Source organism: Streptomyces sp. A0642 (genome assembly GCF_004795105.1).
Classification (GTDB): Bacteria; Actinomycetota; Actinomycetes; order Streptomycetales; family Streptomycetaceae; genus Streptomyces.
This window is the reverse complement of sequence record NZ_SSBL01000027.1, coordinates 12,976-25,445: the sequence shown is the minus strand read 5'-3', so window position 1 is coordinate 25,445 and position 12,470 is coordinate 12,976. Positions and strand designations below refer to the sequence as shown.

The window sequence follows — 12,470 nt, the reverse complement described above, 5'->3', positions numbered from 1 at the left end:
TGCACGGCAGCTGCTGGCCCGACGGGCTGCGGATGCGCATTGATCCGTTACGTGAAAATTTTGGGCTGGTATGCGAGCAATAGGTGAGGAGGGGTGACGTGCCTGAGGTGAGTGCCGACGAGGCGCGGAAGGCCGCGGCAGAGGGCTGGACCTGGGGATTCGCGCTCCTGGAGAACTACCGAACGATGTACCCTCAGGCGATCGACCCGGAGGACCCCCGGTACGTGGGAGGGTTCGGGCGGTTCAGGCACTACTCGGAGCCGTTCACTCCGGCCAATACGGACGTGGTGACGCCGAACAACGACACCCCGTACTCGTGGGCGTGGCTCGACCTGCGGGCCGAGCCGTGGGTGGTGTCGGTGCCTGCCGTGGACCGGTACTACGTGCTGCCGGTGCACGATCTGGACACCTCGTACGTCGGATACATCGGTGCCCGTACGACCGGCCCGGAGGCGGGCGACCATCTGATCGCCGGGCCCGGCTGGGACGGTGAGGTCCCACAGGGCATCGCGGGTGTGCTGCGGGCCGACACCTTCCTCGTCGGGATTCTGGGCCGCACGTACCTGGCCGGACCCGATGACGTAGCGGCCCTGCGGGAGATCCAGGCGGGGTACCGGCTGCGCCCGTTGTCGGAGTTCACCGGCTCGGCCGCGCCGCACCCGGTCGACGAGCCGGTGTGGCCCGTCTGGCGGGAGGAGGACCTCGGGACCGTCGAGTTCTTCACCCTGCTGGACTTCCTGCTCCAGTTCTTTCCGGTACTCGACACCGAACGCTCCCTGCGGGACCGGCTCGCCGCGTCGCTCGGGGTCACGGGCAGCGGCGAGTTCGAGCCCGCCGGGCTGGCCCCCGAGATTCGGTCCGCGGTCGAGCAGGGCATCGCGGACGCCCGCGCCCGGCTCGACGAGGCGAAGAAGGACGCGGTCGACTCCACCCACTGGTTCGGTACCCGTGCCGAGCACGGCACCGACTATCTGACCCGGGCGGTCGGCGTCGACAAGGGCCTGTACGGTCTGCCGGCCGCCGAGGCGTGGTACGCGGGCTGGGTCCAGGACGACCTGGGCAACCGGCCACCGAACGCCGCGACGCACGACCACGTCATCCACTTCGCTCACGGGGCGCTGCCGCCGGCGCGGTACTTCTGGTCGGCGACCATCTACCGGCTGCCCGAGCGGCTGCTGGTCGACAACCCCATCGGCCGGTACTCGATCGGCGACCGCACCCCCGGTCTGGTTCACGACGACGACGGCGGCCTGACCCTCTACATCGCCAAGGACCGGCCGAAGGACCCGAAGCGAGCGGCCAACTGGCTGCCTGCCCCCAACGGCCCCTTCACCATCGCCATTCGCGTCTACGGCCCCGAGGCTTCGGTCCTCGACGGCTCCTGGACGCTGCCCGCCCTGAGCGCCGACCGCTGAAGGAGCCTGCCGTGACCAGCCGGACCGACAACCTCGCCGACCTGGCCGCAGACGCGTACGTCTACGGCTACCCACTCGTCTTCGACGTGTCGATGATCTCCGCGTTCATGCACAAGGGCTTCGGCTCGCTGCCGCCCACCCCCTTCAACCGGTTCGGGCACTCCACCAAATTGGCGACCCCGGACGCCCACTTCGTCTCGGTGAACAACGACACCGTCTACTCGATCGCCCAGGTCGACCTCTCCGGCGGCCCGGTCGTGCTTCACGTCCCGGACACCGCCGGCGTGTACTACGTCCTGCAGTTCGTGGACGTGTGGAGCAACAACTTCGCGTACCTGGGACAGCGCGCCACCGGGACGGAAGCGGGTGACTGGCTCGTCGTCCCGCCCGGCTGGGCGGGCGCCGCACCTGACGGGGTGCGCGGGGTGATCGATGCCCCGACCGCGGTCATCTCGATCGTCGGCCGCAATGCCTGTGACGGCCCCCAGGACATGCCCCGGGTGCGGGCCTTGCAACAACAGCTCACCCTCACTCCGCTGAACCAGGAAACTCATGGCACAGGTCTGCCGAAGCCGGAGCCCGACGTGTCCGAGAAACTGCGCTTCTTCGAGCAACTCCGGGTCTGGATGGCGGCCTACCCACCGGCCGGCCCCGACCAGGAGCACCAGGAGCGCTTCCAGCCACTGGGCCTCCTCGAAGAGGGTCCGTCGCCGTACGTGAACGCCGACCCCACTCTCGTCAAGGCACTCACCGAGGGGGCGGTGTCAGGGAAGGCGCGCGTCGAGGCCGCGTCGAAGCCGCCCGCCGACGATGAACACCCCCCGGGCGCCTGGGAGATGAACCCCCACTTGTTCGACTACAACCTCGACCACTTCGGCATCGGGACGATCAACTCCCCGCAGTGGCGGATCGCCGACCGGAGGGCGTCCTACCTGGTGCGGGCAGCCGCGGCACGCGCCGCGCTCTGGGGCAACCACGGCTACGAGGCGGTGTACGCGCACACCTTCACCGACGCCGACGGCAAGCAGCTCAACGGATCCCGGTCCTACTCCCTGCGCTTCGAGCAGCCACCGCCTGTCGAGTCGTTCTGGTCGGTGACCATGTACAGCACCCCCGACTACTACCTGGTCGACAACCCGGCCGGCCGGTACTCGCTCGGCGACCGCACCCCTGGCCTGGTGTACGCCGAGGACGGTTCGCTGACCGTCGTCATCCAGCGGGAGCGGCCGGACGACCTTGACGGCGCGGCGAACTGGCTGCCCGCCCCGGAAGGCGACTTCCGGCCCATGATCCGCCTGTACACGCCGGGGCAGTCCGTCCTTGACGGGACCTACCAGTTGCCGCGCATCGTAGCGAGGGGGTGACGCGTCATGGGCGACGCCATCGGACAGATGCTCGCCTCCGCCGTCGGCATCGCCATCAGTCCCCTGCCGCTGATCGCGGTGATTCTCATGCTGGCCACGCCCAAGGGCCGGCACAACGGCATCGCCTTCACAGGGGGCTGGGTGGTCTCGCTCGCTGTGGTCGTCACGGCGGTCGTGCTCGCCGGCTCCGGCGGGGATGCCTCGGGGGGCGACGGCGGGCCGGCTTCCTGGACCCTCTGGCTGAAGCTGGGGCTCGGCGTGTTGTTCCTGCTCATGGGGGTCAAGCAGTGGAAGGGCAGGCCGAGGGAGGGACATGCGTCCGAGTCCCCGGGCTGGATGAAGGCGATCGACAGCTTCACCCCGGGCAAGGCGGCCGGCCTGGCGGCCGCCCTTGCCGTCGCCAACCCCAAGAACCTGGTCCTCGCCGTCGGCGGCGCGGTCTCCATCGCCTCCAGCACGGCCTCGGTCGGCGGCAAGGCGGTAGCAGCCGTCCTCATGGTGCTGATCGCGTCCCTGTGCACTGTGCTGCCGCTCGGCGTCTATCTCCTGGGGGGTGCGAAGTCGGCGAAGGTGCTCGGCGAATGGAAGGCGTGGATGGCCGCCCACAACGCGGCCATCATGACCACGGTCCTGATCATCCTCGGGGCCAAGTACCTCGGGGACTCGATCAGTGGGCTGGCGGGCTGAACTCCGCCGGGAATACGAACGTGTCGGTGCCGGAGAGAGCGGCTATGAGCCGAAGTCCAGGCTGCGGGCCTGTGCCGCCCTGAACGCGCCTGCCGGATAGTGGAGTTCCGCGGCGAGGGCCTCGGCCCTGTCGAACTCTTCCATGGCCTCCCGTCGCCGGCCCAGGGCCATGAGCGCGGCGGCGTGCACCGTACGTGCTTCCGATTCGGAGAGGCGTTCGCCCGCCCGCTCGGCGCGTGCGGTCTCCTCGGCCGCCTGTCCGGCGGCCCGCTCGGGTTGCCCCGACAACAGTTCGGCCCAGGCAGCCAGATGCGCGGCGCCGGGTCCGCTGCCGTGACCCAGCAGCGTGAGCGCCTCGGCCGGGCGCCCTCCTCGTATGAGCAGCTCGGCCTGCGCGGTCCGAACCTCGTGCACGGCTTGCTGGTCGCCCTGGGCGCCTGCGACCTCCTTCGCACGGGCCAGCAGCTCCTCGGCACCCGGCTCGCCGGTCCTGATGAGGACCCGGGCGAGAGCGACCAGGGCGTAGGGGGTGCACCACTCGTCACGCCCGCCCGTCTCACGCACCGCGGCCCTGGCGGATCGGTCCGCCTCGGTGAACTCCCTCAGCAGAAGGTGCAATTCCGCCAGGTTGGCGCGCTCGAAGGCGATCGCCGTCGGGTCTCCCGTGTGCTCGGCCAGGCGCAGCGCCCGCTGCCCGGTTGTGACGGCCTCGTCGAGGTGGCCCGAGCGCCGGGCGTGCTCCCGTTGCACCGACAGGACCGTGACGAGGAGTTCACGGTCGCCGTACGCCTCCGCGTGAGGCAGCGCCAGGTCGGCCGCCGGCCGTGCCTCGGCCAGCCGTCCCGCCAGTCCCAGAGACGTGGCCTGGAGCCCCAGGGCGCGGGCCAGCAGCCCGCGCCGTCCGCTGCCGGGAATGGCGTCGGCGGCCTGCTGCGCGGTGCAGGCCGAGGCATGCGCCTCTTCGTACCGTCCGGCGACGAACTGGAGCACCCCCGCCGCCAGGTGGTGGGTTGCCGCGGTCAGCGGCGGTGTCTGCGGCTGGGGCGGGTAGGTACGCATGAGCTCCTCGGCCTCGTCGGTCGAGCGGTGCTTCACGAGGACTTCGGCCAGCCTCGCGGCGGCCAGTACCTGCCCGTTCCGGTCACCTCGCCGGACCATGTCATCCAGTGCCTCGCGCAGCACCTCGGCCGCTTCCCGGTAGCGGGCCATACGGCGCAGTACGGCGCCCCGCTCGATCCGGGCCTGCGCGGCGTCGGCGGCCAACGCGTCCAGGCGGGCGGTCAGTTCGACGTAGTAGCGGTCGGCCGTGTCATTGGCGCAGACCGCGGCGGCCCGCTCGGCGGCCTGCCGCAGGTACCGGGTGGCGCGCGGATCGTCGGCGCGCGACAGGTGCGAGGCAAGGGTGTCGACCGCGTCCGGCCTGCGACGCAGTACCGCTTCCGCGTACGCCGAGTGCAACTGCCTGCGGCGGGCGGCGGACAGCCCGTCATAGCAGGTCAGCCGCACCAGCGGATGCCGGAACATGAGGCCGGGAAGCGGCCGCCCGCCGACCACCACCGGCCGCTCCTCCACCACCGAGGCCCGGACCGCGGCGTCCACGGCATCAGCGGCCTCGGCGGCGGAGAGCGGCGGGTGCAGCCCGTGGCCGGCGACATCCATCACCTCGGACAGCGCGGTGCCTCCGCCCGCCACCGATATCGCCTCGACCACGCGACGCGCCGCTGGATCGAGCCGGGCCAGCCGCGCCGCGACCAGTTGCCGTACGCCCTCCGGGGCGCTGAGCTCGGCCGGATCGGTGCCCTCGTCGAGGGTACGGGCCAGCTCGAGGGCGAACAGGGGATTGCCGAGCGACAGTTCCCAGAGCCGGTCCAGCCCGGTCCGCGCACCCGCGTCCTCAGCGATCGCCAGACACTCCGCACGCCCCAGTCGCCCCAACTCCACATGGTGCGCGAGCCCTTGGCGCACCAGCGTGTCCAGTGCCGTACGCCGCGGGTCCACGTCGCTCAGCTCCTCCGCACGGTAGGTCACGGCGAAACGCCAGTCCGTCCGTGTGGTCACCGCACGCCGGGCCAGATGGCTCAGCAACTGGTACGACCCTGTGTCGGCGGCGTGCAGATCGTCCAGGACGAGCAGGACGGGCGCGGCTACCGCGAGATCGCCCAGCAGTCCTGCCGCCGCCCGGAACAACCGGTCGCGCTCCTCCTCGGGGCTGCGCTCCGCAGCCGCCCCGATCTGGCCCAACGAGGGCAGTAGCGAGGCGAGTTCGGGATATTCTCCGCCGATTCCGGCCCGCTCGGACGGGGGTCGGTCCGCGAGCCAGGCGTCGAGAGCCTCGACGAAAACGCCGTAAGGTGTGTGACCCTCGGCGTCGTGGCCCGCTCCCCACAGGATGGTCGTCCCGGCCTCGGCTGCCCGCCGCGCCGCCTCTGCCGTCAGCCGTGTCTTGCCCACTCCTGCCTCGCCACCGATCAGCCGCACGGGCGGCCCGCCGGCGGCGAGCAGCGCGCCCAGCTCCTCGGCCCTGCCGCGCAGCGGTGGGCCGGGCCGGGTGCGGATCGCGGCGGGCAGCACGGGAGCGGAGTGGGCGGGCACCACGGCCGACGCGGCGTCCAGGGCGAGGAGATGCAGTCGCTCGGTCGCGGGCCCGGGGCGTACTCCGAGTTCGGCGTCCAGCGCTTCCCGGCAGAGGTGGTATTGGCGCACGGCCTGCCGGCGCAGACCCTGGCGCAGGTAGGCGCCGATCAGGACCCGGTGCGCGCGTTCCTCGGCGGGCGCGGCGGCCAGGGCGCGCAGTGCCACCTCGGTGGCCAGCTCCGTCTCGCTCTCCGCGAGATGCGCCTCCGCGAGTGCGAGCCGCACCCGATCACGGAGCGCGGACAGTTCCTCGCGGCGGATCGCGGCCCACGGGGCGTACCGGTCCTCCGGCAGCAGCTCACCGGTGAACGCCGCGAGTGCGGTGGTCAGCTCGGCCGTTGACCCCCCGGCCAGCGCACGTTCGGCAAGGGTCTCCGCGGTATCGGCGTCGATCACCACCGTCCGCGGATCGAGCCGCAGCAGGGTGCCCTCGCTGGTCAGGTAGGACGAGGAGGCCCGGGGCGCCAGCTCCGGCTCGATGGCGCGGCGGGCGGCGTGCAGGGCGACCCGCAGACTGCCGAGGGACGCCTGGGCGTCGGCGTCCGGCCAGCAGATCTCCATGGCCTGCTCGCGGTGGAGGCTGTGGCCGGGAGAGACGGCGAGAAGCTTGACCAGGGCGCGGGCGCTGGGGCGGGGCCACTTGGCGGCGAGCGGCGAGCCGCCGTCGCGTTCCACTCGGAATCCGCCGAAAAGGTACAGACGGAGCAGTGGGGGACACCCGGTGGGGTCCTGGTCGTCCACGTATGCCCTGGTCATGAGGGCAGTCACTTTAACGCCACTCGCCCCGGGCACCGTCAAGGCCCCCCGACCTGCGGCCGGAGGGCCTTGACCGGTCCTTCGGGACGGGGATCAGGAGGCGTCGAGCGTGGTGATCGTCGCCTGGTGGATCCCGCTGTTCTGCAGCAGGTAGCGGGCTCCGGAGAGCTCCGTCATCCGGTCGTAGCCGGACTCGTCGAAGTTCAGCGACACGACCTCGTCCTTGCCGTCACCGTCCAGGTCGCCGGAGCAGAAGTTCCGGGCACCCTGCAGGGTCAGCGAGTCCAGCGCGGCCGGGTAGTTGTGGTTCTGGACGAGGATGCCGGGGTCGTAGGCGTAGAGGCCGGCCTCCACGCCGGCGATCAGCACCCGCCGTCCGTCCGGGCCGGTGGCGAACCCGGCCGACTGCAGCGTCGGCAGCGTGTACATCTTGTACTTCTGGTCCGCGGAGTAGGTCCGCAGGCTCGCGGTACCGGCCAGGACCAGTCCCTCGGGGCCGGTGAACCAGTTGCCGACCGTGGAGATGCCGCCGGTCAGGTCGGTGAGCAGTACCTCACCGGTGCGGGCGTCGCGGATCTCCATGAAGGTGCGGGGGGCGGTGTCGTAGGTCGTCCAGGCGTGCACGACCGCGTGCCCGTGGGCGAACGGGATCTCGGGCGACGTGAAGACGCCGTTCAGAAGCACCGCCCCGCTCACCTTGCCGTTCGTTCCCTCGGGAGCCTTCGGGACGGCCGTCCACTCCGGCTTCCCGTCCCGGGCGCGCAGGGCGAGAGCGGCCACGGCCGGCGTCTCCAGGTTGTATGCGCCACGGCTGGCGTACTGCGTGTGTACCCGGCCGTCGGCCACTGTCACGTCCGAGAAGACGACGTCGCCCGCCGCAGCCGGCGCCGCGTACTCCCACAGCTCTTTGCCGCTGCCGGTATAGGCGCGCACCTTGTCGGTCGGCACCAGGACTTCGGCCTTGCGGTCGGCGTCGAGGTCGCTCGTGGTCACCGAGCGGATGAACCGGCCCTTGCCGTCGATGGTCGAGAGCGTCTTGCCGTCGCGCGCCTGCAGGACCACGGCCGCGCTATCGGCGGCGACCACGATCTCGTCGCGCCCGTCGCCGTTGGTGTCGGCCTTCGCCAGTTGATGGATCTGGCCGGGCATCGTGGACTGCCACAGCAGTTCGGGCTTTCCGGCCACCAGGGAGGGGCCGTCGTAGGCCCAGACGCCGTTGGACTGACCGCCAAGGACCAAGTCGTTCTTCTTGTCGCCGTTGACGTCCACCACCACCGCGGAGGACAGGTCGCCCTGGAGCGGCTGGATGTCCTTCTGCGTGCCGCCGAGGCTGTAGGTCCGGATGTTCTGGTCGGTGTCGACCGTCCGGATGCGCCAGTCGCCCGAGATCCTGACGGGCTGGGCGTAGAGCTGCGAGGCGACCACACCGCGCTGCTCCCATCGCACGGCGCCGTCGTTGCCGGACAGTACGGTGAGCGCGGCCTCGCGGCTGGAGCCGGGGTTGCCCGAATCCTCGCGGTGCTCGTCCACCTGGTACGACGCGATGACCTTGCCGTCGACGACCTTGATACCCCAGGCGCCGCCGCCGTCCTTGGAGTTGTCCTCGGCACGCTTGACGGTGTGGGACCAGAGAACGGTGGAGGGGTCCGAACCGTTCAGGGCCCGGACGGAGTTGGAGTTGATGAAGAGAGCGGAGTCGAGTGTCGACTCGCTCACCAGGTACTCGGGCCTGCGGTCACCCCGCACGTCGCCGAGTGTCAGGCCCAGCGGCAGCGCGTTGGCCCGGGTGTCGAGTGTGGTGCGCTCGCCGGTCTCCGGGTCGTACGCGGCCAGCGCGTACTGCATTCCGTCGGAGAGGTCCGACTGTTCCAGCGCGACCACCCGGCCACGGGCGGCGTCCCTATGCAGCTGGCGGGAGTAGAGCGCACTGTCCGTCGACCACTTCAGGTGGCCGTCCGTGGTGTCCAGGACCAGGGTGCGACTGCGGGACGCGGCGGTGGCGCTGGTCTTGCGCTGGTTCCAGGAGGCGGCCAGCAGTCCACCACCGATGTCCTCCAGGCCGCCCCAGGCGACGTTGACGCGCGCGCCCGTGTCGTGTGTCCAGGTGTCGGTCGGGGTGAGCGCGCCGGACGTGTACGAGAACCGGATGCCGGTCAGCGTCGCCGTCTGCGTCCTGGGCGAGTTGAGGTTGTAGTACGGGCTGTCCGCGACAATCAACGTTTTGCCGACCACGGTGACGTTGAAGACGTCCGCGTAGAGCTTGCTCCACAGCGTCTTGCCGCTTTTACCGTCCAGGACGGTCACGAACGTGCCGTTGGGCAGCGTCGAGCCCGGCGAAGTGAACGGACGGTACGGGGTGATGCCGACGCTCGCGGTGAACACCACGTCGTCCACACCGTCGCCGGTCAGATCAGCGGTGGCGTATCCCTGGTCGGAGGCGGCGGTGAACGGGCTGACCGCGTTGAAGCCCATCACGATGCGGGCCGGGTTCGGTTCGACCTGGTACGCGCGGGTCGGGGTGACCTGCCAGTCCGCATACAGCGAGGCGTTGTCGCGGCGCCACACGGTGGTGCCGTCCTCGGTGCGGCGCTGGACCGTGCCGAGGCTGTGGAGCGAGAAGTAGTCGCTCTTCGAGCCACCGACGGCCGTCGTGACGCCGAGACCGCGGTGGCCCTCCAGCGTGGCCCTGGGGTTGATCGCGACCCCGGCCGCGCTGGTGCCGGTCTCCTCGTCCAGCGAGGAGTGGCTGCCGGAGTCGGCCGCGGTGGTCTCCCCGGTGCCGACCGGTGCCGAGTCGGCGGTCGCGTACGCGTCGATCTGCGCGCGCTGCTCCAGGCTCTCGGCCTGGCTGTCGCTCAGGACCAGCAGCCGACTGTCATCGGCCATGGCGACGGCGGGTACGGCGCTCAGCGTGAGCCCGGCCGCAACCAGGGCGGAGGCGAGCCTCAGTGCCCGCCGGGGGGTGGTGTTCATCAGATGCTCCCCTGCGTGATGCGGATCGCGGACTGGTCCTTGAGGACGCCCGCGTTGAACGAGTACTGCAGAGCGTCCGAGCCGGACTGGTTCTCGATGCCGACCGTCGCGGTCGACCCGGCTTCGGCGGCGGCGCCGCCGAGGCCCTGGTACTGAAAGGTGATCGCCCCGGTGGCCTCATCGAAGACGGCTTCGAAGGTGACCCGCGTGGTGGTGGCGGAGGCGAACGCCGCGTCCTGCCAGACGATGGCGAGCTTCCGCGCTCCGGCCGCACCGGTGGTGGCGGTCATGACGCGCGACTTCTTGTCCAGGACCAGGTCGTCCCAGAAGGGGGCCACGATGCCGTTGGGCTTGGCCGCCGCCGGAATCGCGGTGTTGGTGTAGTCGCCGAGGCGCGGCTCGAGGAAGTTCACCAGACCGTTGGTGGTGAGGTGCGCGCTCGTGTAGGAAACGCCGTACAGCTTCACCGGGAAGGGCAGGGCGACGGTCCTGACGTCCTCGTCACCGGAGAGGGCGACCTTGGTCGTGCCGGCGATCCAGGAGTACGCCGCGGGTGCACAGCTGTTGCCGGAGGCGTCCGTGCGGGCAGGGAGCGCGGCGGTCACTGTTTCGTTCCCGTCGACGGTCAGGGCGGCGCCGTAGGCGCCGTTGCACAGGATCGGGGCGGCGGGTGAGGCCGTGAGCCTGTACGAACCCTCGGCGACCTCGGGCAGGGTGAACCTGCCGGAGGAGTCGCTCGTCACGGCGGAGACCGGAGCGTCGGCGATGCGCACGGTGGCGCCCGCCAGCGGCTTGCCGGTGACATCGAGAACGGTGCCGGAGACCGCGTGCGCCGGGACCGCGCCGAGCGCCACGTTCTTCGTGACGTGCTCGCCGGTGGCGACGGTGAAGCCCTGCTCGGTGGCGGTCGCGTAGCCGTAACCACTGACCTCGACCGTGTACGTGTCCGCGTTCAGGTTCAGCTTGTACGTGCCATCGGCGGCCGTCGTGACCGAACGCCTGGCGGTGCCGGCCTGGGCCTTGACCGTGAAGCCGGACAGCGGCTTGCCGGTCGCCTTGTCGGTGACGGCGCCGGTCACGGTGGCCGCGCTGCGCGGGGCCAGGTCGACCGAGGCGAGGATGTCGAGCTTGCCCTCACCCCATACGTTGTTCATGTCGGCCGAGCCACCGCAGTGGGTGTCGTCGACATCGATCGCGCCGTCGTTCAGGAGGGCCCGGGTCTCGTCGATCTTGCCGATGAGTGAGGGCGCGGCGGACCACAGCAGGGCCGCGGCGCCGGCGACGTGCGGCGTCGCCATCGACGTACCGTTGATGGCCTTGTACGTGTTGCCCGGCCAGGTCGAGCGGATGTTGACGCCAGGGGCGGAGATGTTCGGCTTGGCCGAGCCGTCGACCAGCGAAGGGCCGAAGCCGGAGAAGTTGGCGATCTTGCCGTTTACATCGTACGCGCCGACTCCGTACGCCGGGGCCTGGGAACCCGGGGCGTGCGCGGTCGAGCAGGTCGTGCCGTTGCCGTCGTTGCCTGCGGCGAACGCCTCGAATATCCCAGCCGCGTTCCACGCCTCGACGATGTCCTGGTAGAAGGTCGTGTCACCCCCGCCCCAGGAGTTGTTCACGATGTCCGGGGCCAGCTCGGGCTTCGGATTCAGCCCGTTGTGGTCGGTCGGCGCGAGGATCCACTGGCCGGCGGCGAGCAGCGCGGAGTCGGAACAGCTGCTGGACTCGCAGCCCTTGGCGGCGATCCACTTCGCACCGGGGGCGACGCCCACACCGTCGGCGCCGACCATGGTGCCCATGGTGTGCGTGCCATGACCGTTGTTGTCGCAAGGGCTTCCGGAGGTGCCGCACTCGCCCGTGGCGTCGAACCAGTTGTAATCATGGCTGTAGGTGCCGTCGCCCAGATTGCCGCGGTAATTGCCCACCAGCGCAGGGTGGTCGAACTGGACACCCGAATCGACGTTGGCGATGACGATGCCTTCACCACGGTCGTCGTACTGGGACCAGACCTGATCGGCTTTGATGTCCTTGACGCCCCACTCGGGGTCGGCGGCGGTGTCCAACGCGGGGCCGTCGACGGCCGTCTGCTCCAGCTCGTCCAGCTGGTAGGTGCGCTCCTGGCGGATGCTTGCCACGTCGCTGCGCGTGGCGAGCTCGGCGACGAGCTTCTCGTCACCGGTCACCTTGACGGCGTTGGCGATCCAGTACGGCTCGTAGCCGACCTTGGCCTTGTCCAGGAACGACCGGATCGAGGTCTGACTGCGGGCGGCCTCGGTGCGCAGCGCGGAGAAGGCGGACTTCGCCTTGTCCGCGTGCGTGCGTCCCCTGCGCGCGGTGGACAGATTCGCCTGAGCCTTGAGCGTGACGAAGAACGTCGACTCCTCGCCCTTCCCCACAGTGTCCAGAACGGCGGAGTCGACCTCGACGGCGCCGGAGACGATACCGACCGAGGATCTGTCAGTGCTGTTCGGCTGCGCGAAGGCGGGGGCGGGTCCGGTGAAGACAGCCGCGGTTACCGCGGCTGCCGCCGCCCACGCTGCAGTTCCGCGCCACGGGGGTCCGGGCAGGTACATGGGAGTGCTCCTCCATGGCTGGTACGAGGCCGCCCTCCACCGCCCTCGGACAGGGGGCGGGGAGCGGACTT

The 12,470-nt window shown here is 70.6% G+C and carries 6 protein-coding genes; 3 read left to right on the top strand and 3 right to left on the bottom strand.

Annotated features, from left to right (window positions below; all coding sequences use genetic code 11):
- The first annotated feature begins 98 nt into the window (after positions 1–98).
- From E6R60_RS30685 to E6R60_RS30675, 3 genes are read left to right on the top strand one after another with little or no spacing between them, the layout of a single operon-like run.
- The gene (locus tag E6R60_RS30685; protein ID WP_240802744.1) at positions 99–1,415 is read left to right on the top strand and encodes a DUF1254 domain-containing protein; all 1,317 of its coding nucleotides are present in this window, start codon (positions 99–101) and stop codon (positions 1,413–1,415) included.
- 11 nt (positions 1,416–1,426) lie between these two features.
- Positions 1,427–2,779, top strand: a complete 1,353-nt coding sequence (locus tag E6R60_RS30680; RefSeq protein ID WP_240802743.1) for a DUF1254 domain-containing protein — start codon at positions 1,427–1,429, stop codon at positions 2,777–2,779.
- Between the two features lie 6 nt (positions 2,780–2,785).
- Complete coding sequence (locus E6R60_RS30675) at positions 2,786–3,466, top strand: GAP family protein (protein ID WP_136329968.1); 681 nt, start codon at positions 2,786–2,788, stop codon at positions 3,464–3,466.
- A gap of 42 nt (positions 3,467–3,508) precedes the next feature.
- Here E6R60_RS30675 and E6R60_RS30670 read toward each other — a convergent pair whose 3' ends face one another.
- The 3 genes from E6R60_RS30670 to E6R60_RS30660 all read right to left on the bottom strand — a co-directional run bounded on the left by E6R60_RS30670 (position 3,509) and on the right by E6R60_RS30660 (position 12,399).
- A complete protein-coding gene (locus tag E6R60_RS30670) occupies positions 3,509–6,856 on the bottom strand; it encodes an AAA family ATPase (RefSeq protein ID WP_136329967.1) in 3,348 nt (1,115 codons plus the stop codon).
- Positions 6,857–6,949: 93 nt separating this feature from the next.
- The gene (locus E6R60_RS36875; protein WP_168713703.1) at positions 6,950–9,829 is read right to left on the bottom strand and encodes a VCBS repeat-containing protein; all 2,880 of its coding nucleotides are present in this window, start codon (positions 9,827–9,829) and stop codon (positions 6,950–6,952) included.
- The gene (locus E6R60_RS30660) at positions 9,829–12,399 is read right to left on the bottom strand and encodes a S8 family serine peptidase (RefSeq protein WP_136329966.1); all 2,571 of its coding nucleotides are present in this window, start codon (positions 12,397–12,399) and stop codon (positions 9,829–9,831) included. The genes E6R60_RS36875 and E6R60_RS30660 overlap by 1 nt, the downstream gene beginning before the upstream one ends.
- Positions 12,400–12,470 lie beyond the last annotated feature (71 nt).